Consider the following 25446-nt stretch of genomic DNA (forward strand, 5'->3'; position numbering starts at 1 on the left):
GTCGGAGACTTTTTTATTTAAGTTAGGCCACCTGACCTAACGGGTTAATCTTATCATAGTACATTGCTTCAAACTCAAAAGGCGATACATAACCCAGTGCACTGTGTACACGCTTTTTATTGAACCAATCTACCCAGTTTAGTGTCGCAAGTTGTACATCTGCTAAACCTTGCCAATCTGCTTTTAAATATTCAATCACCTCTGTTTTGTATAAGCCATTCACCGTTTCAGCCAAAGCATTATCGTATGAATCACCAGTTGTACCGACTGATGCTCGTAAATTTGCTGCTTCTAAACGATTGGTATAGCGAATCGAAAGATATTGCACACCCACCCCTGTCGGAATGATGAATCACATTCTTTGGCATGCCTCGATCGTGCAATGCTTGCTCAAGTGCATCGAGCACCATATCTGTATTCATCCGTGTAGATACTTTCCATCCAACAATTGCTCGCGAGAACACATCAATAATAAAGGCGGTATAGACCCAGCCTGAATGAGTTTGAATATACGTAAAGTCACTGACCCATAATTGGTCAGGTCGATCAGCACTAAAATTACGTTTCACTAAATCATCTGCTCGTTTTTGGTCATCTCGGCTACGGGTGGTCTGTTTATTCTTACCACGCCAAACACCTTGTATTCCTAGCTTTTGCATCAATCGAGCAACTGTACAGCGCGCAATAATATAGCCTTCACGTTTCAGTTTTTGCCAGACTTTACGTACACCATATCGACCTGAACTTTCCTTCCAAATTCGTTTAATCTCCTCAGCATGATGCAAGTCATGTAAATCTCGCTTTGCTCGATGTTCTGGATTTTCACAGAGATCTAGAGTCCGGTAATAGGTTGAAGGTGCGATCGGTAAAATTCTACAAATCGCCTCAACACCATATAACGCCTTATTGTTATGGATAAAATCCACCATTATTTGTGTGGGCGGTCGAGCTCCGCCTGGGCGAAAAAAGCGGCTGCTTTACGTAGAATTTCATTGGCACGCTTTAATTCTTTAATTTCACGTTCCATTTGCTTCATTTTTTCTTGATCAGATATCTGTTGTACTTTAATAGGATTTTGCTGATCTAAATGCTTTTGATGCCAGGCACGAAGTGTTTCAGGAGTACAACCAATCTTAGGCGCAATTGCTGTGATTGCAGCCCAAGTAGAAGGATAATCTTTTTCAGATTCAATCAATAATTGAACCGCTCTTTCTCTGATTTCAGGGGTATATTTTAATTTTGTCATCGGGATAGTCTCTCAGAATATTGACTCTCCGACAAACCCGGTACGGTTCATCTGGACTATATTCAAAAGCAATGGTGGGTCTACCTGTCGTGGCTGTTGAACTAATCAGCGTTCCCCATAACCATGATTCGCCCCAACCGTTGTAATAAACATTAAGTCTATTGAGCATTATCCCTTCCTCTTAATACGGTGGCGCTTACTTTGACTCTCATAGCGAAGAATGTCATTCACACTGTTAAGCTGAGGTTTAAATAGTTCCTGAAGTTCGTTTAATCGACCCAAGACCATTGCAATACGGACTAAATTTTCAACAGATACATTTCGTCCCGCTTCAAGATTCGAAACTGTATTCACGCCGACACCAGCGCGTGCTGCTACCTCAGCTTGAGACATCTCCAGAAAGAGTCGTTGCTTACGTAAACGCTCACCTAAAAGAGTCACAACTTCTTCTGGTTTAGTGAAATATAAATCCATTAAATTGGGTCTTAAGAATGAATAATTTAATTAAATCACAAAATAATGGAATTAATCTATAGCTATAGTGTGGCTAAGGAGGGCTTTGTTGCACAGCACATCAGAAGGGTAGGTATAGTCCTTGGGTATCGGTTACAGAAAATCATCAGGATGTACTTTGACTGATTGTTGATACGGAGATTTCAGTATTTTCATTTTTCCTAATAGGTCACATTACTTAGAAAGGGTTCTTCGAAAATTAGTTCATACTTTAAAAATCCTATAAATATTGAGGATATTTTCTTAATGCTTTCAATATAGCATGCGGCTATATGTAACTCGAACGGGCTTAATCTGCCTTTCAGTATAAATTTTTTGGGCGTGAGAGGGGAGAGGTGTGAGGGCAAGCAATTTATATCGTGGATACTTCTAAATTACTTATGTAATAGAAGGTGGTAAACATGGATTTAGAGGTAATAACACTAAATATAAAAAAATTGGAAGAATAATTTATTAAATTATTGTTTTTATGTGGTTATTGGTGATGTTATGAATAATAATAACTTTTTTCTTGATGAATTTTACCTAAAAAAATTGATCAGATAATTTTCTTTAAATGTCATGCATACATAAATTTGACAGTTTGAAGGGATCGGTATGTGCATTTTTCACAAGGTTAAAGATCGACCATAAATGTGATAAACGGCAGAGGATCATTGAAAAATGAATGGATTTAAACACTACATGTATGCACGAAAAAAAGTATCGCTGCGGTTCTGCTGACAGGCTGTATTGAGCATTGAATGCAAATGATGTAGTAATTGTCTACATGCTATAAGACTAGCATGATGAAGAATGAAATGTAGTTGCCAATATCTAACTTGGATTGAAAAGCATAGCGTTGTTATTCGGAGAAGTGAGGTGAGCCATCCTTCTCTTATACTTAAAATGATACTTATTCAACTGATCTCGACTCATGGGCTGGTTCCAATTAGATGGGTAATAACTTCCATCCCCTATTTTTATTACCACATTTCTTGCATTTAATCCCTTCTTTGGAGATTTGATTCAGCATCACTGTTGTCGATTGAATCAAATCAATGACATAGTTCGTTGGTGCAGGAAAAGCAGAAGAGGCTGCTTTATTGCAAAAGAGAACATTTGGATCAAATGGATTGGATTACACAAAAGCCATGATACAGCCACAGAGCAATTCACCTGCATGTAATCTGTAACATCCATTCTGGTCATCAGACGAAGATTAATCTGAAATTTAAGCACTAAACGCCATAAATCTATGTATGGGCAGACTTTTTTGGACATATGTTGATAAACATGCGGCAAGTTACATTGCTTAAAAGTCTATCTAAGTTAACGATCTATTCAATTCTAGATAAGTAATCTGAATATTACGATCCTAAATTACCCGAAAAGTATTAAGATTTCTAAGAATCGTGTTTGTTGGTTTATTGGGGAAATTAACCAGTGGAATGAAGCAAAGATGATGGCTTATTAAGGATTGTGGGCCCCGACTACTTAAATTTTAGGTATTTTGAATAATGCATATTTCAAAAATCTGAATTAATGGATTTAAATTACCATAAAAACCTTCAACATTGGCTTGAATCCATTGTTGTTGAGAGCCAATGCGAGACCAATCAATACCATAACCAAAATGAGCAATCAGATGCTCAAAGAAAATCCGTTGTGTACGTCCATTGCCTTCACGGAATGGGTGTATGACATTAAGCTCACATTACAAGTCGGCAAGTTGAGGGATCAATTGTTGTGATGCTAAGCCTTGAAAGTACCTTTTTTCTTGAAATGGTTTAAGTAATTTATTGGTTTCAATTTCAATAAGGGAAAAATTACAAAAACGGGTGTCACCTTTGGAAATATCGATTTGTCTTAACTTTCCTGCCCAGTCGTATAAGTCGCCAAAGAGCTGCGCATGAATTGATTTTAAGTATTGTGAGTCGTAAGGTGGTTCAGCATATTCAATGAGGCTACTTGCTAATCCAGACAGTTCCAGTTCAGCTTGTTCTAAAATTTGTTCATCACGAATATTGAGTTTATTTTTTAGGATATTTGTGCCAGGGTAACAATACAGGCTGTCACCCATTTCCCCATATTTATCCATACATGCACCTGACTAAGATTCGGGTTGCGAATACTTCTTATATTTTTGCAAGATTTCAGCTTTACTTTGTTGAGTTGTTTGAGCTGTCGTTGTAATGCCTTCAAGCTTTAGGCTGGCTTGATAGTTTTGCGCACGTGTCGCTTGAATATATTTTTTTTTCTGTTCAGTGGTTCTGAGCATTTCGAAACTCCATTGATGCTACACGTGAAGTAAGTATAGCAGAGAATCTTTTTGATCAATGCTGCATACACAGCATTTCAAAATGTAATACAACGGTATTGTTTCATGTAATAACAGAAAACTAAAAAAAAGTGGAAGAATTTTTAAAATTTAGACCACCCATGATAAGTAAACCATATGTATTTGTTGATAATTGTAATTTTGAGAAAATTTAGTTGATAAATTAAATGAATTTTAATATACAAAGATATGCTCATTTTTTATATCGATAAAAATGTTAAAATTTGACTATTTAGTAAAAAATATAGAGATATTTATGGGGCAATTTATCATGCCCTTTTGCTTTGAGCGACAAAATGTTCAATTTAAGATAGTAAAAATTAACTCAGAACTACTGAAAATCAAAAAGATTAAACAGAGCCAGAAAGTAGTAGTACAAGCAAAGTTCAAAATAATCTATGTGAAAATTTGGCAAAAAATATTGCTATTAATGCAAACGGAGCCATGCTTACGTGTACATTCTAATTATGTTGCAATCTTACAGTTGATACATAATCTTGATGATTTTATCGAAAAATCACAGCAACACTTGTGCTTTGAGAGAAAAGCTCAGAAAGAGCTGGATGCTAAATTTTTTGCTAGATTTTTTAAGCTGACAAAGAGTTCAATAAAAGATCAACTTTTACCAAATTGTTCAGATCGTAATGAATTTAACCAATGCAATTTGATAAAAAATTAAGCGAAAGCGAATATGCCAAAGATTGAAACAGAAGAGCAATTCTTAGATTTAGCAGAAAAATTCCAAAAAGATTATTGTTTATTACGCAATCATGTTGTGAATACACAATTTGTCGATCTATCAGATGATTTACGTGAAAAAGCCCATGCTCTATATAAGGAAGCACAACAGATATATGGCTATATATCTAGTTCTAGACAATTAGGTAAATATTATTATCTAGCTTCTTTAAGTTATTTTGCATGCCCGACTACTAGTAATACTCAAGAGCTGTCGTCTGAACGTTATTTGATTCTACAAGCGAGTTTTTTAACATATCGGCAGTATCAAGAATTTGCAAAAATTGATAAAGCTGAGAATAAGCAAAAACATGTTTGTGATCTCTTTCGCTATGTATCACGATATGTTCTGGATTCTAATCATGCTGAATTATTTCAAGAATGCAGTGAGCTACTAAATCGCTATGTCATGTACGAACGTAACTTGAAAAAGGAGGATCGTAATCAACTTTTTAATATTAAAGATTTCAAACAAGTACAAGCCATAGAGTATTTATCGGCTCTATTAATAATTTTTAAAAGACTTGATGATCGTCGTGTTGTTCATCGTCAGCGTAAGTCAAAAAAAAGTAAAGTTTTGCAATGGCCGACGAAAAATGAACTCAAAAAATTTCGTGAAATTAAAACGGGTAAGCAAGTAGATATTGGACATAACGCAAAGATCAGTATTTATGATGCCGCTCTTCACAAAGATGAAGAGGGTGAAGTTGATCTATTAGATCCTGAAATGGAGTTTTATTCAGAAGATGAAAAGTCTAAAAATTTAAATTATATACTCAGCGATAATGCGACGCATCTAATGCGGCATCGCCAGCGCCGTCATGCTCCTTTTGTTACAAATCCACATTATTTGGCGCCAGATATACTGAAGCAAATTGTTTATGTGTTGAGAACCGAGTTATCCGGGCACTGGAGGGATGCTGCAATCGCTGCAGCATGTTTATTGTCACTTTTGACGGGATTATCACCCGTCGCACTGATGGATTTTAACGAGCTTATTCAAGATGGAATTTTGATCCAGAATGGTTCAAGTAGACGTCGCGAATATTTACTCAAATTAAATCTTAAAATTACAGAGCAGAAGATTAAGAGCTTAAATCATGTGCGGTGGAATGAAGTGATGACACATCAACTACATTTACCTTCTGCTTGGTTTGACTATATAGAACAAGCATCGAATCCACTAATTTCATCAACACACATTAATACGAAACTTAAGAATTGGCTTGATAATCGGTTTGTAGGTTCGATCACTGTAGAAAAACTGCAGGCTCAATTATATTTTCATATATATTATGAAACATATAATGAATATCTTGCTCATGTAATTGCTGGGCGGGATAGTCAGCATCACATGCCTGGTATCTATTATGGCGGGCTACCGAAAACTCAACTCAGTAGCACATATCTAGCCTTTTTAGAAAAAGCACTTACACCACATTCCACACATTTTACTGAAGACACGGCTGAACTAAAAATATTGCAACAACAATTCAAAGTGCAATCTGCATTATCTATAGGAAGGATAGGGAGCCAACTGGCACTTGAACCCAATTTTGTGAAAGAGCAATTCCATATTTTACATAGACATTGTCACGAAAACATCCAAGAAGATAAGCACATTATTAATCAACTTAATGCATATGCGTGTTGGATGTGGCATATCAGTTTGTTGAGTTTGGCAAGTCGGCCTAAAAAAAACCTGTTGGGGAATTTGGATGATTATTGTGTTGAGCTCAAGCTTTTATATGTGAATGATAAAAAAAATAGTAAAGCAAGAAAAGATGGTCGTTTTATCCCTTTATCTGATTTTTTCATAAAAACACTGCAAAATTACACTGCCTTTTTAGAACAAATTATTGAAGCGTACGGTTCATTTTTTAGACAAGTCTTTGCAAAGAAGAAGATAACTGTAAATGATCTTTTTGGTAAGGTCATTTTTAGTAAAGATATCTTGCCGATAACTGTCAAAGAATGGCAGAGCAGGAAAATTAAGTTAATCCCTTTATCGAGAAAATGGGTGAATTCATATATGCAAGGAGTCTTTCCAAAGAATATGTATTCGAATTGGTTACGTCATTTTGACATGAACTTTTTGATGCATGAGCAGCAAGAGGGTAAACCAGCATTAGCTTTTCACTTAATTCAGGCCCTGTATGGTCATGACCAACGTGACCGAGAGGCTTTTCATCCGCATTCTTCACTTATCCCGAATGTCTATGTACAGCAAGCCCGCCAGCAATTGCAAGATAATGTCAAATCTTTATCGATTAAACACTTAGAGCGAAAATAGTTGTATGCAAAAAATCAAAGAACTAATAAAACCACAACTAGATGATCTATTTGTTGATATTCATAAAATGGTGAAAAAGTCGCTAGATAGACAGCCTTCTCCACCTGAAGTATTGACGAAAGAAATGCAGCAAAAACTTGATCAGCTGATCGCTGAAAAATGGCATGACATTAAAGATAGTGTTGATTGTTTGAGTCAAAAGTTGAGCCGAGACGAACAATCAAAACTGATGCAATTTACTGAAGATGAATTTAATAAAAGAAGGAAGCAATTCAACCAGAATGTAGATAAAAAATCATACAGAATTAAGCTAAATCCACATACTAAACGGATCGTACTGCCTAGAAAAATTGAGAGTACAGAGTCACGGTTAGAACAGGGGCATCTACATATCCATGTACTTAAGGAATTAAGGCAGTATTGGCAAGATTCATTTGAATATTGGAATGAACCAAAGTACTTATGGGGAAATTTATGCTTAAGTTTTATATATATTTCAGGCTGTGCAGATGAACAGCATTTGATTGCTATTCAGAAGCAATTGCAGGAGGCCATTGAGCTTGGTACAGATCTGAATTGTTTTCGGTTATACCATTCGGACTACAAAAAAATCACTAATCCATTGTTACTACATTATCGTGTTGAAAACTCTCAATATGGCAACGATGTAGAACAGGGAAAGTTGTACCAATGGAAACATGTTTTTTTTAACCCATATGCGCAGTTCATTTTGCAATATTTAAAAAAGTTGAAAGCTACTCAGAAAGAATTTTGTCTGCAACATTCAGTTGAAGATTGTATTTTAGAAAGCTTGAGTAAGATAGGCAGGAAAAAAAGTCTTGGGGATCTGCAATATCAAATTAAACGCCGTGGATTTCGTGCATTTAATGATGTGCAAATGGTACTCGAATTTAATCCAAACCTCAGCATAGATATATTTTTGAGTAATGTGCTTCAGCAAGAGATTAATACTGTTGCTTTAAGGCCATCCGAATTTAGATTGCTGTGGAATAATGATTACAATCAAGTCACAGAAGCAGATAATCGCCCTATTCATTTTGAACAAGAGCAGTTACTTCCTGAAGTTCCGACTGTTCAAAGCAAATTACAAACGATTCCGTATGAGTTGATGTTGTTTGGTCAAAAGAAACGTAAAGGTCAAAAAGTTGAGCGTTTAGATAAAAAGAGGAATAAAGAAGAACGCACGCTACGTTTTTGGCAAGAAACTAGAAGGGTGTTAGAGGAGAAGATAGTTGATGCTAATACGGAGGAAAAGTCTTTAATTGATGCTCAACTACGCTTAATTCACTGGTTAATGCATTTAAAAAAACGAGGGCTTCAATTATCAACTATTGAAAGCTACTTAGGATCGTTTGGCAAAGAATTTATATTTGAGATTTGGCTCAATAAATTAGATTTAAAGCAACAATCCATAGATGACTATGAGGATTTATATCGGCAGCTATTGAAATACAGCAGTGAACGTGATGAAAAAGCAGTTCAACGAGATTCGGTGAAAGGAAAAACCTCTCGTAAGATGCACCAAAGCGCAGAATACCGTTTTGGTCGCCTAAAAGATTTTCATCAATTCTGTATAGAGAATTATGATGCTCCAGGGGTATTGGTGTTACAGAATTCAAGTTTTAAGCATTTACAAATTTGCAATGCACGGCTAGTGAGTCCTTTGCTATTTGGCAAATTATTGGAAAAACTAGAAAATTTAAGTCAAGAGCCAACGGCATCAGAGTGGGTCGATCATCTGAGTTGTTTAAAGCTGATGTATTTACTAAGTTATAGAACTGGACTTCGATTAAATGAAGTTCGTTGTCTTAAAATACAAGATATTATTTGCCCAGAGCTACTTTATAAAGAAAAAGAAAATACAGTTTTTAATAATATCACGCTTCATATCCAAGACAATTCATATCGCCGTCTGAAAACGCGAAGTGCGAATCGTCAAATACCATTGAAAATTGCATTGTCAGAACATGAGTTTTTAGTAGTACAACGTTACATACAACATCGTTATGAGCAATATTTGGTTAATCAGCAGGATGATCTACTTTTTAGTGTGAATCATCGTGTATTAACTGATCAATGTATCAGCAAAATTACAGTAGATTTGTTTAGTCAAATATTAGGTATGCATCATGGCTTTAGTTTTCATACATTACGCCACAGTGCTGCTAACTATCTAGCAATAACTTTGCTCGGTTCAAAAGAAATGATCAAGACCTACACAGATTGTCCTTGGGTAAAAGCAAAAAAGATGAGGGATTTATTGTTTGGTATGAAAGCACGTGCTCAAGAAGAGATTATTCAACATAAATGGCAGGTGCTCGCCTCTTGGATGGGGCATAGCAGTATTGAGCAAACGGCTTCAAATTACCTTCATGTTTTGGATTTATTAGCAGTCGATCGAATTTATAATTCGCCGTGTATCATTTCAAAAAAAGTATTAGAACAGTGTTTTAGTCCAGTGAAGTCAAGTACAGACTACATAAACCTAAATCGTTATACTCAGCAGCAGAAATGGTTTAATTCTTATCAGCAAACACAGCCAGTTACGATGGCTGGCCGACAAGAAAAGAAGTTTAGTATAGAGAAGAGTACTCTGACACCTTTTCAACGTTTGATAAGTTTTAGAGAAGGTCGTTTAAGCGAAGATACCCAAGCTCAAGAATGGATGCAACGATGTCAATGGATGAGCACTAAATGGATGGATCGCCAAAAATTTAATTTAAAAACGAATTATGTTTATAGTAAGAATTTAGAAGAGAGTTGGTTTGATGAACTTTACGAAAAGGCTAAAAAACTGACTCGTCCAGATGAAATAATTCCTCTCCTTGATTTTCATTATAAAGATGATAGGCAGCAAGATGCACTGAAAGAAAAGAACATGGTTAAGGCGCTTAAAATATTATTATTATTTGGAAAACTGCGTAAGAATTTTCTACATTTTCAATGCCGAATGAAAGGTGATGAGCAACAAATTGTTAATTTTATTACTGGTATAGAGCCAATGTTAGGAGATCATCTGTATTTAGAAAAACAAAACTACCCAGTTAATTTGGATGCTCCTGAGCGAACCGTTAAATTTAGTTTTCAAAGAGTTGTCGGCTCTAACAAAAAAAATGTTACTCCGCTGGTTATATTTAATTTAATGTTAAAAATGATGCAAAAAGATGAACTCTGGATCAAATAGCCTAAGCAAACTGAAAAGGGGGAATTGTTTAAAAATCTCTCTGGTTATAAGTAAACTGTCTTTATGAAAAGCATCATACTAACTTTGATTCATAATAAAGGGAATTTAAAAGCTTTAGCATCACAATTTGGTCACTGGATTTTAGACAATAGTGTAAAGATTAGCACTTTGGTAAATCGATGAGCTAAAGTGTTGTAGTCCAAACTCGATCTGACAATTACCCATTTTTTAGTGTGCCCGTCAGGTTAAATTTGAACTGAATTTTTCTCAGCCCAAATTCATTTCCAATCAAGTTATGTTTCAAGTGGCGTGCGAACACTGCACAATTTAATTCACGGTGCCTAAGACAGGTATCAACTTCGGACCAGCCATTCTAGCTTTGCTAATGATTTCCACCAGCTCATCATAAGTCAGTTCAAACTTATCCTCACTATCAAATACATAGACCATATTCTTGCCTTCATGTTCAGGTGGAGTAGGTGGTACAAATCGTTTCGGGATAAGAATTTGTGCGAGTTGTTCGTCAGTTAAGGGGTCGTTTGCGGGAGGGGGCGGAATCCTACGCTAAGGCTTTGGCCAGCGATATTCTCCGGTGAGATTGATGTGTTCCCATCCGAGCGGCGAAACATGGGCCAAGAGATCGGGCGATAGCAGCTTTCCATCGCGTTTCTGGTTTGCAACGACCTCGCCGAGCTTCATGGTGTTCCAGAAGATGATGATGTCCTGCGAGTAATTCCTGCGAATCTCGCTGACCGCAGCGATCGTAAGTCCCCTCCACAAGGGGAGATCCTGATAGTCTCCGCTCGCTGGTATGGGGACCGTTTCTTTCACCACGAACCCGATTTCCTCAGGGTCAAAGATCAGCGATTTCGGACGCCGATCGCGCAGCCGCTCAGCGAGAGTCGTCTTTCCGGCGCCGAAAGGTCCGTTGATCCAGATTATCATTGTCGACGGCCTCTAACCGGAAGGCTCGCAAGAGCGCTGGGCGGCTTCGTGTGCTGGCACGATCGGAGTGGCTCCGAAGTGCTTCTCAAGATAGGTGACGCCGAACGTCACGATGTCCTGCGCGTCGAACAGGTAGCACTGAGCAAAGCCCACGACACCTTCTCGATGGCGACCGAGCTTCACGTAAGCATTTGCTATAGTTTCGACCGCATCCGGCTTTCCTTCGATAGCAAAGCAATCGAGAATGCCGTTTGAATCGTATTCTGATGCCGTTTTCCAGGCGACTTCACCGTTTCTTCCAAGCATCGGCATCTCATACGTCACCCATCGTTTGTTGGGGATATCCGCAACCGCCTCGGCGTAGTGCAATGCGGTAACGGAGTTTAGCGGCGCACCCAACAGCAGGGCCTTCCCGCCAAGGCGGACGAACCGCTCGACGGGCGACCCTTCCCCCAAGGCGTGACCGAGTTCGTGAGGCTCCGTCAGCGTTTCAGCTAGCGGACCAACCGCGACCATCGATGCATCGGGGTGCGCGCTGCGCCGCGCGCCGGGGGCTTGAACCAGAAATTGATTCAGCAGGCCGAACCCACGGTAAGTCCCGGCCGTTGCGGGATCGAACGGCGGCCAGGTACGGCGGGCTTTGTCATCCAACCGAGCGCCATTCAGAGTCTCCTCGTAGGGTGATCGGTCCCACGACGCGTATCCCATCACAGTGCCAGTCGGCCCAACCGCGGAGCGTAACGCGGCAACGACCGTCTCCGCTCCTCCTTCGACCGGACCAATCGCTTTAAGTGAGGCATGCACCATCAACAGGTCACCGGTTTGGACTCCGAGTTTTCGAATTGCCTCCGTTATTGCCTTCCGCGTATGCATCGCGATATCTCCTCTAAACTGCAAAACACTATACGGGGTCTGACGCTCAGTGGAACGAAATTGAATGTATTTAGAAAAATAAACAAATAGGGGTTCCGCGCACATTTCCCCGAAAAGTGCCACCTGACGTCTAAGAAACCATTATTATCATGACATTAACCTATAAAAATAAGCGTATCACGAGGCCCTTTCGTCTTCAAGAATTTTATAAACCGTGGAGCGGGCAATACTGAGCTGATGAGCAATTTCCGTTGCACCAGTGCCCTTCTGATGAAGCGTCAGCACGACGTTCCTGTCCACGGTACGCCTGCGGCCAAATTTGATTCCTTTCAGCTTTGCTTCCTGTCGGCCCTCATTCGTGCGCTCTAGGATCCTCCGGCGTTCAGCTTGTGCCACAGCCGACAGGATGGTGACCACCATTTGCCCCATATCACCGTCGGTACTGATCCCGTCGTCAATAAACCGAACCGCGACACCCTGAGCATCAAACTCTGGCACTGTTGCAAAGTTAGCGATGAGGCAGCCTTTTGTCTTATTCAAAGGCCTTACATTTCAAAAACTCTGCTTACCAGGCGCATTTCGCCCAGGGGATCACCATAATAAAATGCTGAGGCCTGGCCTTTGCGTAGTGCACGCATCACCTCAATACCTTTGATGGTGGCGTAAGCCGTCTTCATGGATTTAAATCCCAGCGTGGCGCCGATTATCCGTTTCAGTTTGCCATGATCGCATTCAATCACGTTGTTCCGGTACTTAATCTGTCGGTGTTCAACGTCAGACGGGCACCGGCCTTCGCGTTTGAGCAGAGCAAGCGCGCGACCATAGGCGGGCGCTTTATCCGTGTTGATGAATCGCGGGATCTGCCACTTCTTCACGTTGTTGAGGATTTTACCCAGAAACCGGTATGCAGCTTTGCTGTTACGACGGGAGGAGAGATAAAAATCGACAGTGCGGCCCCGGCTGTCGACGGCCCGGTACAGATACGCCCAGCGGCCATTGACCTTCACGTAGGTTTCATCCATGTGCCACGGGCAAAGATCGGAAGGGTTACGCCAGTACCAGCGCAGCCGTTTTTCCATTTCAGGCGCATAACGCTGAACCCAGCGGTAAATCGTGGAGTGATCGACATTCACTCCGCGTTCAGCCAGCATCTCCTGCAGCTCACGGTAACTGATGCCGTATTTGCAGTACCAGCGTACGGCCCACAGAATGATGTCACGCTGAAAATGCCGGCCTTTGAATGGGTTCATGTGCAGCTCCATCAGCAAAAGGGGATGATAAGTTTATCACCACCGACTATTTGCAACAGTGCCCCGTCCGGATACTGCCAGATATCGGCGTCCAGGGAGATGTCCTGAAGCGCGGTGTCCGGAATTTCAGGTTTGTGTCTCTACAAAGACTAACTATCAGAAAAACTCATCGAGCATCAAATGAAACTGCAATTTATTCATATCAGGATTATCAATACCATATTTTTGAAAAAGCCGTTTCTGTAATGAAGGAGAAAACTCACCGAGGCAGTTCCATAGGATGGCAAGATCCTGGTATCGGTCTGCGATTCCGACTCGTCCAACATCAATACAACCTATTAATTTCCCCTCGTCAAAAATAAGGTTATCAAGTGAGAAATCACCATGAGTGACGACTGAATCCGGTGAGAATGGCAAAAGCTTATGCATTTCTTTCCAGACTTGTTCAACAGGCCAGCCATTACGCTCGTCATCAAAATCACTAGCATCAACCAAACCGTTATTCATTCGTGATTGCGCCTGAGCGAGACGAAATACGCGATCGCTGTTAAAAGGACAATTACAAACAGGAATCGAATGCAACCGGCGCAGGAACACTGCCAGCGCATCAACAATATTTTCACCTGAATCAGGATATTCTTCTAATACCTGGAATGCTGTTTTCCCGGGGATCGCAGTGGTGAGTAACCATGCATCATCAGGAGTACGGATAAAATGCTTGATGGTCGGAAGAGGCATAAATGCCGTCAGCCAGTTTAGTCTGACCATCTCATCTGTAACATCATTGGCAACGCTACCTTTGCCATGTTTCAGAAACAACTCTGGCGCATTGGGCTTCCCATACAATCGATAGATTGTCGCACCTGATTGCCCGACATTATCGCGAGCCCATCTATACCCATATAAATCAGCATCCAGGTTGGAATTTAATCGCGGCCTCGAGCAAGACGTTTCCCGTTGAATATGGCTCATAACACCCCTTGTATTACTGTTTATGTAAGCAGACAGTTTTATTGTTCATGATGATATATTTTTATCGGCACTGTTGCAAATAGTCGGTGGTGATAAACTTATCATCCCCTTTTGCTGATGGAGCTGCACATGAACCCATTCAAAGGCCGGCATTTTCAGCGTGACATCATTCTGTGGGCCGTACGCTGGTACTGCAAATACGGCATCAGTTACCGTGAGCTGCAGGAGATGCTGGCTGAACGCGGAGTGAATGTCGATCACTCCACGATTTACCGCTGGGTTCAGCGTTATGCGCCTGAAATGGAAAAACGGCTGCGCTGGTACTGGCGTAACCCTTCCGATCTTTGCCCGTGGCACATGGATGAAACCTACGTGAAGGTCAATGGCCGCTGGGCGTATCTGTACCGGGCCGTCGACAGCCGGGGCCGCACTGTCGATTTTTATCTCTCCTCCCGTCGTAACAGCAAAGCTGCATACCGGTTTCTGGGTAAAATCCTCAACAACGTGAAGAAGTGGCAGATCCCGCGATTCATCAACACGGATAAAGCGCCCGCCTATGGTCGCGCGCTTGCTCTGCTCAAACGCGAAGGCCGGTGCCCGTCTGACGTTGAACACCGACAGATTAAGTACCGGAACAACGTGATTGAATGCGATCATGGCAAACTGAAACGGATAATCGGCGCCACGCTGGGATTTAAATCCATGAAGACGGCTTACGCCACCATCAAAGGTATTGAGGTGATGCGTGCACTACGCAAAGGCCAGGCCTCAGCATTTTATTATGGTGATCCCCTGGGCGAAATGCGCCTGGTAAGCAGAGTTTTTGAAACGTAAGGCCTTTGAATAAGACAAAAGGCTGCCTCATCGCTAACTTTGCAACAGTGCCCTCGCGATGACATCGCCCAGCGGCTGGCCATCATCCTGTGCATCGACCAGGGCGCCCCCGATCTCGGCGAAGGATTTCAGGGTGTCACGCACCACCCCCGCTTCGTCTGCGACCTTTGCATGGCAAATACGCTCCGAAGCACGGTAGAGACGGCCGACGATCCGGTCGTGGGTTTCGACCACTGCGTCGGCCAACATCGCCTGCCATTCCGAGACGCAAACAGCCAAGATCGCAAGCCGCCTGTCCTCCGGGAGATCGCGCATGCCGTCGGCATAATACCGTTCACCCTGCCTGCGCAGACGAGTCACCCGATGGGCAGGAACGCCGGCAAGCAGATCCTCGGGGAGATCGATGCGTTGCAGATATTCGAGCCGGTCGAGCAGCCGGTTGGCCGACGAAGAGTTCGAGCCAGGCTCGAACTGGCGCAGCCACACAAAACGGGTCACCCGATCATCAGCCGTCTCCTCGAGCAATGCCAGCAACTGTTCTCGGATCGACATAGGCAGCCGACTGGCGATCCTCGTCTCGATGCGTCGCTCGGCATCGACGAGAGCCGCGGCACAAAGCCGCTCGATCGTGGATGTCGCGGGAAGGACAGTGCGGGTGCGTCGGCACTCGGCTACGAAGCGACGGGCGATATCCTCGTTCGACACCGCCATCTCGGCTTCTCGGAACAACCATTCCTTCAGCTCGCTCGCACCACGTCCGGAGAAGGTGCGGAAGCCGTAGAGCCCCCGTAACTCGGCAAGATGCTCGTGCCGTGTTTCCTCGCGGGCAGCATAGTCTACGAGATCGTCGGCACCCAGGCCAAGCTGCGCTCCGATAAATTCGATGACCTCTGCAGGGATCAGTTCGCCTGGAGCCAGCACCCGGCCGGGATAGCGCAGGACACACAATTGCAGGGCGAAGCCGAACCTGTTGTGAGCGCGCCGACGCAGCCTGATATGCCCAAGGTCTTCATCACTCAGCGTATAGTGCTTGAGCAAATCCGTCTGTGAAGTCGGCAAGCGCAACAGCGCGTCTTTCTGCCGATCGGTTAGAGTGACGCGACGCGGCATACATGTTCCTTTTTCAAAATCTGATAGCGTTCAAGACGCTTTGTTTATGAAGCTGGTTGAGATACATTTCCAGAGGTCAATGCAATCGTGGCCGAAGCGCCGCCTCAAACCAACGTTTGTGATACATGCTGATCGGATATGCCCGCGTCTCCAAAGCCGATGGCTCGCAGTCTCTCGACCTGCAGCACGACGCCTTGCGCGCCGCAGGTGTCGAACGGGACAATATCTATGATGATCTTGCTTCCGGCGGTCGTGATGATCGCCCTGGCTTGACTGCCTGCCTCAAGTCATTGCGTGACGGCGATGTGCTGGTGGTCTGGAAGCTCGATCGCCTCGGACGATCGCTTGCCCATCTGGTCAACACGGTGAAGGAGCTGTCAGACCGCAAGATCGGCCTGCGGGTTCTGACTGGAAAGGGCGCTCAGATCGACACCACGACTGCGTCCGGTCGCATGGTGTTCGGAATCTTCGCCACCTTGGCCGAGTTCGAGCGGGATCTGATCCGAGAGCGCACCATGGCGGGTCTCGCCTCCGCGAGAGCGCGCGGTCGCAAGGGCGGACGAAAATTCGCGCTCACCAAAGCTCAGGTGCGTCTCGCGCAAGCCGCCATGGCCCAGCGCGATACTTCAGTTTCCGATCTCTGCAAGGAACTCGGCATCGAGCGCGTCACTCTCTACCGATATGTCGGTCCCAAAGGCGAGCTCAGAGACCATGGAAAGCATGTTCTCGGACTTACGTAGCAACTCGTTTCTTTTCGCAGGTTGAGCCACAGAGGTGGATCAGGAAATTTGAACAACACTTATAAGTGATATTTTGCTCCCCAAATGATGTTATAAACATCAATATATGGAGTATTTTATGACACGTAGACCAAGAAGAAATCATTCAAATGACTTTAAAGCTAAGGTAGCACTTGCTGCGATTAAAGCAGAAAAAACACTTGCTGAATTGAGTGCTGAATTTGATGTTCATCAAAACCAAATTATTGACTGGAAAAATCAACTGATTTCAGCTTCCTCGCAAGCTTTCGATCAATCAAAAGCTCCAACAGAACCACCCATCGATCTAAAAAAACTACATGCAAAAATCGGTGAGCAGGCATTAGAAATTGATTTTTTAGAAGGTGTGTTGAAGAAACTGGGTCGCTTCAACCACAAAAGTTAATCGATGACTCACTTCAGATTTCAGTATCTAAGCAAGCTAAGCTGCTGAAAGTCTCCCGTGGTTGTTATTACTATCGCCCAAAACCTGTGAGTGAATCAGATCTGAAGCTGATGCGCTGTATGGATGAGTTACATATGCAATACCCTTTTGCAGGTAGCCGTATGATGCGTGATTTATTGAATCGTCAAGGACATCATATAGGACGACGTCATACACGTACTTTAATGAAGAAAATGGGCATTAATGCGTTATATCGTAAACCAAATCTAAGTCAGGCCAATCAAGCTCACCGTAAATATCCATATCTGCTCAAAGGATTGGCTATTCAGCGCAGTAATCAAGTGTGGTCTACGGATATAACGTATATCCCTATGGCAAAAGGCTTTGTTTATTTATGTGCTGTGATTGATTGGCATAGCCGCAAGGTACTTGCGCATAGAGTATCGATTAGTATGGAGGTTACATTTTGCATAGAAACATTAAATGAAGCTATTGAAAAATATGGCCGACCTGAAGTCTTTAATACAGACCAAGGCAGTCAGTTTACCAGTGATGCATTTATTGATGTATTGAAATCAAATGGCATTCAAATCAGTATGGATGGTAAAGGTCGATGGGTTGATAATGTGATGGTTGAACGATTATGGCGGAGCGTTAAATATGAAGAGGTGTATCTCAAAGCCTACAGCAATGTTTTGGATGCGAAGAAGCAATTAAACGCATATTTTGAATTTTATAATTTGAAACGACCTCATTCGAGTCTGGACAAAATGACTCCAGATGAGTTTTACTATGACCAGCTACCACAACAAAATAAGGTAGCTTAACTAGAGCAGAGTATCACTTATAAATAAGCTTTTAGTTGTTCAAACAAGTGGGACCACCTCTCACCTCCGCGCTTCATCAGAAAACTGAAGGAACCTCCATTGAATCGAACTAATATTTTTTTTGGTGAATCGCATTCTGACTGGTTGCCTGTCAGAGGCGGAGAATCTGGTGATTTTGTTTTTCGACGTGGTGACGGGCATGCCTTCGCGAAAATCGCACCTGCTTCCCGCCGCGGTGAGCTCGCTGGAGAGCGTGACCGCCTCATTTGGCTCAAAGGTCGAGGTGTGGCTTGCCCCGAGGTGATCAACTGGCAGGAGGAACAGGAGGGTGCATGCTTGGTGATAACGGCAATTCCGGGAGTACCGGCGGCTGATCTGTCTGGAGCGGATTTGCTCAAAGCGTGGCCGTCAATGGGGCAGCAACTTGGCGCTGTTCACAGCCTATCGGTTGATCAATGTCCGTTTGAGCGCAGGCTGTCGCGAATGTTCGGACGCGCCGTTGATGTGGTGTCCCGCAATGCCGTCAATCCCGACTTCTTACCGGACGAGGACAAGAGTACGCCGCAGCTCGATCTTTTGGCTCGTGTCGAACGAGAGCTACCGGTGCGGCTCGACCAAGAGCGCACCGATATGGTTGTTTGCCATGGTGATCCCTGCATGCCGAACTTCATGGTGGACCCTAAAACTCTTCAATGCACGGGTCTGATCGACCTTGGGCGGCTCGGAACAGCAGATCGCTATGCCGATTTGGCACTCATGATTGCTAACGCCGAAGAGAACTGGGCAGCGCCAGATGAAGCAGAGCGCGCCTTCGCTGTCCTATTCAATGTATTGGGGATCGAAGCCCCCGACCGCGAACGCCTTGCCTTCTATCTGCGATTGGACCCTCTGACTTGGGGTTGATGTTCATGCCGCCTGTTTTTCCTGCTCATTGGCACGTTTCGCAACCTGTTCTCATTGCGGACACCTTTTCCAGCCTCGTTTGGAAAGTTTCATTGCCAGACGGGACTCCTGCAATCGTCAAGGGATTGAAACCTATAGAAGACATTGCTGATGAACTGCGCGGGGCCGACTATCTGGTATGGCGCAATGGGAGGGGAGCAGTCCGGTTGCTCGGTCGTGAGAACAATCTGATGTTGCTCGAATATGCCGGGGAGCGAATGCTCTCTCACATCGTTGCCGAGCACGGCGACTACCAGGCGACCGAAATTGCAGCGGAACTAATGGCGAAGCTGTATGCCGCATCTGAGGAACCCCTGCCTTCTGCCCTTCTCCCGATCCGGGATCGCTTTGCAGCTTTGTTTCAGCGGGCGCGCGATGATCAAAACGCAGGTTGTCAAACTGACTACGTCCACGCGGCGATTATAGCCGATCAAATGATGAGCAATGCCTCGGAACTGCGTGGGCTACATGGCGATCTGCATCATGAAAACATCATGTTCTCCAGTCGCGGCTGGCTGGTGATAGATCCCGTCGGTCTGGTCGGTGAAGTGGGCTTTGGCGCCGCCAATATGTTCTACGATCCGGCTGACAGAGACGACCTTTGTCTCGATCCTAGACGCATTGCACAGATGGCGGACGCATTCTCTCGTGCGCTGGACGTCGATCCGCGTCGCCTGCTCGACCAGGCGTACGCTTATGGGTGCCTTTCCGCAGCTTGGAACGCGGATGGAGAAGAGGAGCAACGCGATCTAGCTATCGCGGCCGCGATCAAGCAGGTGCGACAGACGTCATACTAGATATCAAGCGACTTCTCCTATCCCCTGGGAACACATCAATCTTACCGGAGAATATCGTTGGCCAAAGCCTTAGCGTAGGATTTCGCCCTCTCCCGCAAACGACCCCGTTAATTTAAATAAGTGCATGTTTTTATCCTACTCTTGGTAAGTCAGACCATTTGGTTAAATACGAAGGTGATCTAAGGTTTTGATTCATGTGCCATGTGGCTTCTTTATTGTTGGCAATGCCTAGCGTGACGAGATTCTTCCCAAACCGTTCACTGATGGCTTCGATGGCATCTGAAAGCCTTTCTCGCTCTTGCTTATGTGAATAGTCCGTGAATAGATCGGGCACAAACTTGGATTGATCTGTAATTTCGAGCAGCACGATTCCCGCCTTTTTATACTTAAAGCCTTTCTTAAATATCTGATCGATGCCTTTCATCGCGGCCTTGGTGATGAGCAGTAGATCATCCGTATGCTCATGCATTTGAACGACGATGTAAGGCGAGTAGCGCTCTGTCTTATCAAAGCGACCGGTTTGGATATACACGCCGATCATCTTGCAGATTGAGCCATCTTCCCGCATTCGTTTCACGGCTCTGGCCACATAAAGCCGAACCGAAGCTTTAATGTCATCCATTTCATACACTGGGTTGCCATATGAACGGCTGCTGATGATTTGCTTCTTCGCTACAGTATCATCACTAAGGTCAATACAAGAAAGGCCCTGTAGCTCAAGCACCGTCTTTTCCATCACGATACTAAACTGCTTTTTGATTTCTTTAGGATTGGCATTGATCAGATCCAGCACAGATTGAACACCCATAGTATTGAGCTTCTTACAGTTCTGTCTGCCTACGCCCCAAACCTCAGACACATCAACCTGCGCGAGTAGCGTTTCTGTAGAGCATGGGTCCATATGGGCCAGATTACAGACCCCATTGAAGAACTTGTTTTTCTTGGCGAGATGATTGGCAATCTTGGCTTCGGTTTTAGAGCGACCAATTCCAATACAGCAGGGTAGGCCTAACCAACGCCAAGCCTTAGCCCTCATGTCTTGAGCATATACAGTCAGGTCAAATAGATGCTCGTAAGCTGTGAGCTTCAGAAAGCATTCATCAATGGAATAGACCTTGTATCTTGGAGCTTGTAGTGATTAGCTTCCACTATATGCAAATTGTAGAGTTTGTAATAGACCTAAGACTTTTAGTCTGTGAAAGAGATAAAACCTACAATTTGCCCTAACCACTTGCACAACTCTGGACGGTAACTAAGCACTTTGATGCTGTATTCACAAGAAAAGACGGTGGTTATGCTAAAACAATAATTGGATAAATAAAGCAGGTAAAGATTATGTTTTATCTTGGTATTGATGTTGCTAAAGCTAAAATTGATTGCTGTTTAATTTTAGAAAATTCTGCAAGTAAAAAGAAAACCAAAACTTTTTCAAATACACCAAAAGGTTTTGAGCAACTTCAAACCTGGCTAAAGCAGCATGCTGCAACTTCTACGCAGACCATTATCTTAATGGAAGCCACATCTATTTATCATGAACTCTTGGCTAAATATTTATTTGATGCGGACTATCAAGTCTGTGTAACCAATCCTGCCAGAGCTCGATATTTTGCTCAGAGTATGTCTAAGCTAAATAAAACAGACAAGGTGGATAGTGAAGTTCTAGCTCGATTTGCGATGACTGCCGATCTACATTTTTGGCAACCTTTACCCCAACCTATTCAATTTCTGAATGCTTTGCTAGATAGAAGAGCTGTGCTTTGTGAAGATTTACAACGTGAAAAGAATCGTTTGGAAAAAGCAGAGTCTACCTTCACGATGGAACCTGTACTTCAGTCTATCCATAAGAGTATTAGGCAGTTAAACAAGCACATTCAGGGTATCGACCAGCAAATTGATGCTCATATCGATCAGAATCCTGATTTAAGAAATGATAAAGAACTGCTCAGCAGTATTCCAGCTATTGCAGATCGAACCAGTTTATTAATGCTCAGTTTCTTGCGCAGCCATACTTTTGAAAGCGCTAGTCAAGCGGCCGCCTTTGTTGGCTTGGTCCCCATTCAAAAGCAATCAGGTAGCTCCATTCATGGCAGAAGCCGTTTATCCAAAGCGGGCTCTTCCAAAATACGTGCCGGTTTATATATGGCAGCCATTGTCGCAACTCGGCATAATCCCCACATTAGAGGGATGAATGAAAGATTATTGGCCAATGGTAAAACCAAAATGATGGCGATTGGAGCTGCGATGAGGAAGTTGGTTCATCTTTGTTATGGTGTACTCAAACACCAACAACCTTATCAAGCGGATTATTGAGCATGAATTCTCAATAATTTGCTTGACGTTTCAGACGGTATCTCTTGATCTCCTGGTGCAACATAGTCCCCAAGCAGCTCCATAAAGCGCTTGGACATTTCGCCATATAAGGAGAAATTACTGGATAGCACCTGAATGTTATGTTGTTTGATTAGCTCTTTAATTTGGAATACAGGAACACCCATCTTGATGCCTAAGTCTTTCGCTTCCTGGCTTCTGGCCACGGCACAGCCGTCATTGTTGCTGAGCACAATGGTTGGGCGATCATTCAAGGCAGGATTAAACACACGCTCACACGAGACGTAGCAATTATTCACGTCGACTAACGCGAATATTTCATTTTCACTTTGCATGGTTATTCTTCTTTTTATGAGCGGTGATAAATACGCTTTAAATTAAAAGTCACCACACCCCAGATTGATATGGTCTGACTATCATCAGGAATGATGTGATTGTAATTCGAATTTTCAGCCTTCAACCAAAGTTCTGGAAGCGGATAATCTTCATCTCCAAATATTTCTTTGATTTCAGACTTGGACATCTTATTGGTGATCATCAGCCGCTTAATGGTCGAGGCATTGTCATCAATCAGGGCAACCACGATATCGTAATGCTTGGCTTCAATACTGCGATCAATAATGATTGGATCATTAATCTCTAGGCCAGCATCGAGCATGGATTCACTGTCTACATAGGCAATAAAAGTAGAAATAGGGTTGTGAATCAGGAACTCATTCAGATCGAGTGCTTTGTCTTGCTCATCCTTGGTGCTGAAGGCCGGACCTGCAGGAATACGCTCTAAAGAGACGGGAATAGATACTTTGGATTTGGGTAGGACAGCAGTAAGCCCTAATTTTTCAACAAGCTCATTTTGAACAGCGATTTGTTCAAGCACGGTGTTGATGGTAGGACTTGGTTTACCCTCTGGACCCATGAGCTCTTGTAAAGATGACCATGCGTCGTCAGAGAAGTAAATAGGCAACTTCTTAGACATGAGATACTCCTACGCTACGAGGCGTGTTTGGAAGTAGAATTTGTTTAAATAGGATATTACTAACAGCGTTTAAAATTCAAATTTAAAAAGTTGTGGATAAACAAGGATGCGTCAGAATAAGACGTTTTGTTTCTGCTCATCGCGTGGAAATGTGACGAATTCATCGGGCATTTGAAAGAAATATTCATGCGCATGTTCATGATCGGCTGTTAGCCAGTCTTTTCTGTACTGTTCTGGAATAACGATAATGGATCGCTTCTCATCCTTCGGTGCATGGAATTGTTTCATAAAAGGGTGATGGTCCGAATTGATGGTCAACATTGAAAAGGAACGTACCTTATTGCCATTAATCACTGCATCATCATAGATCCCTGCAACAGTAAAAGGCTGATCATCTTTACGCTTGATGGTGTACCAGTGTGGCTTGCCATTGATGTATTTCGGCTCATAAAATTCTTGTACTGGGACTAGGCAGAACTTGCTGTACTTCCAAGCATGTCGAAAGCTAGGCTTATCTGCTACAGACTCAGTTCTGGCGTTATAAGTATGACTGCTGAACTTCAATTCTTTCGCCCAGCTCGGTAGTAATCCAAACTTTGCAATATCAAGCTCTAAGTGATCTGAGCCGTTCAGAATGATTGGAGCATGATAGGAAGGGAATACATGATCCTTAAGCTCAAGATCAAACTGGCTTGTATCGACACCTAAGAGTGTCAAATTTCTTTTATTTGGAAATAGGTAATTTGAGCACATAGCCTGATCACATAACTAAAGAATTTATCTGAAATTGTATACGATGCTTTATGGAACACATGGGATTTATGGTGTCAGTTCAAGTAGGCTATATGAAAAAAGTCATGATGGGGCAAGTTACATTTTCAGTTAAAGTATGACTTATGGGATGCAAAACTACGTTGGGCGTGAAGTCATAAAAAAATTAATCAGGATTTTGCATAAATAGTGCGCCGTAAGGCGCATTATTTTTAAGGAAGGTTTGTATTACTCGACAATATATAACTTATGTTTTTTCTTCGGGGGCTCAACTTTAGCTAAAGCATCAAATGTTAATTGATTAAAATCTTCTTCAGAGATTCCAATTTCATCAAGCATTTTATTTTTATCAAAAGATGGTTGTGAGGCTAAAACAGAGATAATTTTGGGCAACATCAAACTCTCATCTCGATGAGTTTCTTCAGGTTCATTAATGTTGTAGCCCAACGAATTGATCTTTATAGAGTTACTACGATTAACCCAATCACTAACTAAGCCCAGCTTGTGAGCTTTATAGTTAATAGCCTTCAGGGATGTTCGCCAAATCTTTTTATACTCAATCATATTTTCTAGTGAAAAATAGCGTGGAGCAGTAGAAAGAAATGCATCTGTTGGCATTAAAAATTCAGATGAAAATTGATCCGCTTCAGTTTCGAGAACACGATTATCTTTCTCGACACGAATTTTTTTGTTATGCGTATGCATAACGGTATGACCAAGTTCGTGTGCACAATCGAAGCGGGCTCTTTCGGCAGACTTAAATGTATTTAGAAATATGAAAGGGCTACCACTTTCATCATCAAAAAAAGATAGTGCATCAATTTCTCGAATTTCAGTCGGTAATCTAAAGACACGGATTCCCTTTAGCTCACACAACGAAACAATGTTATTAATAGGTTGATTACCTAAAGCCCATAAACCTCTCAACTCTGACGCTAGGTGATCGGCATACTTAGATTCACCCAAAAACTCAGTAATATCTAAATCAGGACGGTGAAAAGTAGGTAACTTTACTTTCTGATTTAAGTACTTGTTAATATTTATTGCTAAAAGAGTATATGCCTCATTAGCTTTTCTATGCTGTGCTTTAATACGAGCAACCGATCTATAGAAGATTTGGTCTGTTTCATGTGGTTGTGTGTCATTACCTGCAAAGAATGACTTGGGTAAATTTAATACACGGCATATATCATCTTGATCATTTTCATTGATTTCTTTATCCACGTCTAAAAGTTGCTTTACCTTAGAGATAGAGCAACTCAATTTTTCTGCGAAATCGGTATTGCTAAGTCCTCGTAATTCTTTAGCAATACGTAAACGATCTTTATTAAACACATTAACC

General features: G+C 42.7%; 22 protein-coding genes, 6 pseudogenes and 1 other annotated feature. Of the genes and pseudogenes, 10 read left to right on the forward strand and 18 right to left on the reverse strand.

All coding sequences use genetic code 11. The features are described 5' to 3' along the window. Positions 1-22: 22 nt before the first annotated feature. The 4 genes and pseudogenes from AC4CVD_RS17295 to AC4CVD_RS17310 all read right to left on the reverse strand — a co-directional run. Positions 23-1246 (reverse strand): annotated as a pseudogene (locus tag AC4CVD_RS17295) (IS3 family transposase). Further along, positions 855-971, reverse strand: a sequence feature (AL1L pseudoknot). It overlaps the preceding pseudogene by 117 nt. Beyond that, on the reverse strand, positions 1221-1415 hold the full coding sequence (locus AC4CVD_RS17300; RefSeq protein ID WP_490753561.1) for a hypothetical protein: 195 nt from the start codon (positions 1413-1415) through the stop codon (positions 1221-1223). Before AC4CVD_RS17300 ends, AC4CVD_RS17295 begins: the two are co-directional and overlap by 26 nt. Continuing rightward, positions 1415-1720 carry a helix-turn-helix domain-containing protein gene (locus AC4CVD_RS17305; protein WP_000366814.1) on the reverse strand — a complete coding sequence of 102 codons (306 nt, stop codon included), beginning with the start codon at positions 1718-1720 and terminating at the stop codon, positions 1415-1417. Before AC4CVD_RS17305 ends, AC4CVD_RS17300 begins: the two co-directional genes overlap by 1 nt. Positions 1721-2641: 921 nt before the next feature. Further along, positions 2642-2894, reverse strand: a pseudogene (locus AC4CVD_RS17310) (hypothetical protein); the annotation flags it as partial. A gap of 219 nt (positions 2895-3113) precedes the next feature. On the opposite strand from AC4CVD_RS17310, the gene AC4CVD_RS17315 reads away from it, so the two are divergent. Continuing rightward, positions 3114-3215: an AlpA family phage regulatory protein gene (locus AC4CVD_RS17315; protein WP_419350460.1), complete on the forward strand. Its 102-nt coding sequence runs from the start codon at positions 3114-3116 to the stop codon at positions 3213-3215. A 27-nt stretch (positions 3216-3242) separates the two neighbouring features. Here AC4CVD_RS17315 and AC4CVD_RS17320 read toward each other — a convergent pair. Further along, positions 3243-3839 (reverse strand): annotated as a pseudogene (locus AC4CVD_RS17320) (putative adenosine monophosphate-protein transferase Fic). A gap of 12 nt (positions 3840-3851) precedes the next feature. Further along, the gene (locus AC4CVD_RS17325; protein ID WP_457794680.1) at positions 3852-4019 is read right to left on the reverse strand and encodes a YhfG family protein; all 168 of its coding nucleotides are present in this window, start codon (positions 4017-4019) and stop codon (positions 3852-3854) included. A 274-nt stretch (positions 4020-4293) separates the two neighbouring features. On the opposite strand from AC4CVD_RS17325, the gene AC4CVD_RS17330 reads away from it, so the two are divergent. The 3 genes from AC4CVD_RS17330 to AC4CVD_RS17340 are packed head-to-tail and all read left to right on the forward strand — an operon-like array spanning position 4294 to position 10315. Beyond that, complete coding sequence (locus AC4CVD_RS17330; protein WP_000911011.1) at positions 4294-4758, forward strand: hypothetical protein; 465 nt, start codon at positions 4294-4296, stop codon at positions 4756-4758. A 12-nt stretch (positions 4759-4770) separates the two neighbouring features. Then, on the forward strand, positions 4771-7110 hold the full coding sequence (locus AC4CVD_RS17335) for a hypothetical protein (protein ID WP_002058482.1): 2340 nt from the start codon (positions 4771-4773) through the stop codon (positions 7108-7110). Between the two features lie 4 nt (positions 7111-7114). Next, on the forward strand, positions 7115-10315 hold the full coding sequence (locus AC4CVD_RS17340) for a site-specific integrase (RefSeq protein ID WP_151208140.1): 3201 nt from the start codon (positions 7115-7117) through the stop codon (positions 10313-10315). A 327-nt stretch (positions 10316-10642) separates the two neighbouring features. Here the strand turns inward: AC4CVD_RS17340 and AC4CVD_RS17345 are convergent, their stop codons facing one another. The 6 genes and pseudogenes from AC4CVD_RS17345 to aph(3')-Ia all read right to left on the reverse strand — a co-directional run bounded on the left by AC4CVD_RS17345 (position 10643) and on the right by aph(3')-Ia (position 14355). Further along, positions 10643-10873: a hypothetical protein gene (locus AC4CVD_RS17345; RefSeq protein ID WP_150378268.1), complete on the reverse strand. Its 231-nt coding sequence runs from the start codon at positions 10871-10873 to the stop codon at positions 10643-10645. 6 nt (positions 10874-10879) lie between these two features. Next, positions 10880-11035 (reverse strand): annotated as a pseudogene (locus AC4CVD_RS17350) (Tn3 family transposase); the annotation flags it as partial. A 237-nt stretch (positions 11036-11272) separates the two neighbouring features. Then, the gene (gene aac(3)-IIe, locus AC4CVD_RS17355; protein ID WP_000557452.1) at positions 11273-12133 is read right to left on the reverse strand and encodes an aminoglycoside N-acetyltransferase AAC(3)-IIe; all 861 of its coding nucleotides are present in this window, start codon (positions 12131-12133) and stop codon (positions 11273-11275) included. A 177-nt stretch (positions 12134-12310) separates the two neighbouring features. Continuing rightward, positions 12311-12673, reverse strand: a complete 363-nt coding sequence (locus AC4CVD_RS17360) for a recombinase family protein (RefSeq protein ID WP_052169991.1) — start codon at positions 12671-12673, stop codon at positions 12311-12313. A gap of 5 nt (positions 12674-12678) precedes the next feature. Continuing rightward, positions 12679-13383 carry an IS6-like element IS26 family transposase gene (locus AC4CVD_RS17365; protein WP_001067855.1) on the reverse strand — a complete coding sequence of 235 codons (705 nt, stop codon included), beginning with the start codon at positions 13381-13383 and terminating at the stop codon, positions 12679-12681. Between the two features lie 156 nt (positions 13384-13539). Next, positions 13540-14355: an aminoglycoside O-phosphotransferase APH(3')-Ia gene (aph(3')-Ia, locus tag AC4CVD_RS17370; RefSeq protein WP_000018326.1), complete on the reverse strand. Its 816-nt coding sequence runs from the start codon at positions 14353-14355 to the stop codon at positions 13540-13542. Positions 14356-14484: 129 nt separating this feature from the next. Between aph(3')-Ia and AC4CVD_RS17375 the strand changes: the two genes are divergently transcribed. Beyond that, a complete protein-coding gene (locus AC4CVD_RS17375) occupies positions 14485-15189 on the forward strand; it encodes an IS6-like element IS26 family transposase (RefSeq protein ID WP_001067856.1) in 705 nt (234 codons plus the stop codon). Positions 15190-15222: 33 nt separating this feature from the next. On the opposite strand, the gene AC4CVD_RS17380 is transcribed toward AC4CVD_RS17375, so the two are convergent. Beyond that, on the reverse strand, positions 15223-16299 hold the full coding sequence (locus AC4CVD_RS17380) for a DUF4158 domain-containing protein (RefSeq protein WP_044501954.1): 1077 nt from the start codon (positions 16297-16299) through the stop codon (positions 15223-15225). A gap of 125 nt (positions 16300-16424) precedes the next feature. Here AC4CVD_RS17380 and AC4CVD_RS17385 point away from each other — a divergent pair, with 125 nt between their 5' ends. The 4 genes from AC4CVD_RS17385 to AC4CVD_RS17400 all read left to right on the forward strand — a co-directional run bounded on the left by AC4CVD_RS17385 (position 16425) and on the right by AC4CVD_RS17400 (position 20029). After that, the gene (locus AC4CVD_RS17385) at positions 16425-17039 is read left to right on the forward strand and encodes a recombinase family protein (RefSeq protein ID WP_000904906.1); all 615 of its coding nucleotides are present in this window, start codon (positions 16425-16427) and stop codon (positions 17037-17039) included. Positions 17040-17157: 118 nt separating this feature from the next. Then, positions 17158-18290 (forward strand): IS3 family transposase gene (locus tag AC4CVD_RS17390; RefSeq protein ID WP_223672967.1). Its coding sequence is split into 2 segments (ribosomal slippage): positions 17158-17410 and positions 17410-18290, totalling 1134 coding nucleotides; the frame shifts between segments, so codons are not numbered across the junction. A gap of 99 nt (positions 18291-18389) precedes the next feature. After that, positions 18390-19193 carry an aminoglycoside O-phosphotransferase APH(3'')-Ib gene (aph(3'')-Ib, locus tag AC4CVD_RS17395; protein ID WP_001082319.1) on the forward strand — a complete coding sequence of 268 codons (804 nt, stop codon included), beginning with the start codon at positions 18390-18392 and terminating at the stop codon, positions 19191-19193. Further along, positions 19193-20029, forward strand: a complete 837-nt coding sequence (locus AC4CVD_RS17400; RefSeq protein ID WP_000480968.1) for an aminoglycoside O-phosphotransferase APH(6)-Id — start codon at positions 19193-19195, stop codon at positions 20027-20029. Before aph(3'')-Ib ends, AC4CVD_RS17400 begins: the two co-directional genes overlap by 1 nt. A gap of 130 nt (positions 20030-20159) precedes the next feature. Here the strand turns inward: AC4CVD_RS17400 and AC4CVD_RS17405 are convergent. Then, positions 20160-21146 (reverse strand): annotated as a pseudogene (locus AC4CVD_RS17405) (DinB/UmuC family translesion DNA polymerase); the annotation flags it as partial. 218 nt (positions 21147-21364) lie between these two features. Here AC4CVD_RS17405 and AC4CVD_RS17410 point away from each other — a divergent pair. Further along, entirely contained in the window at positions 21365-22339 is a 975-nt protein-coding gene (locus AC4CVD_RS17410; protein WP_150378074.1) for an IS110 family RNA-guided transposase, read from the forward strand. 32 nt (positions 22340-22371) lie between these two features. Here the strand turns inward: AC4CVD_RS17410 and AC4CVD_RS17415 are convergent. The 4 genes and pseudogenes from AC4CVD_RS17415 to AC4CVD_RS17430 all read right to left on the reverse strand — a co-directional run. Continuing rightward, positions 22372-22692: pseudogene (locus AC4CVD_RS17415) on the reverse strand (Y-family DNA polymerase); the annotation flags it as partial. A gap of 14 nt (positions 22693-22706) precedes the next feature. Further along, positions 22707-23333: a LexA family protein gene (locus AC4CVD_RS17420; protein ID WP_000038641.1), complete on the reverse strand. Its 627-nt coding sequence runs from the start codon at positions 23331-23333 to the stop codon at positions 22707-22709. 111 nt (positions 23334-23444) lie between these two features. Continuing rightward, positions 23445-24086 carry an SOS response-associated peptidase gene (locus tag AC4CVD_RS17425; protein ID WP_002046584.1) on the reverse strand — a complete coding sequence of 214 codons (642 nt, stop codon included), beginning with the start codon at positions 24084-24086 and terminating at the stop codon, positions 23445-23447. Between the two features lie 246 nt (positions 24087-24332). Next, positions 24333-25439, reverse strand: a complete 1107-nt coding sequence (locus AC4CVD_RS17430; RefSeq protein ID WP_150378256.1) for an ImmA/IrrE family metallo-endopeptidase — start codon at positions 25437-25439, stop codon at positions 24333-24335. Between the last annotated feature and the right edge of the window lie 7 nt (positions 25440-25446).

The organism is Acinetobacter sp. LipI_23 (genome assembly GCF_058243045.1).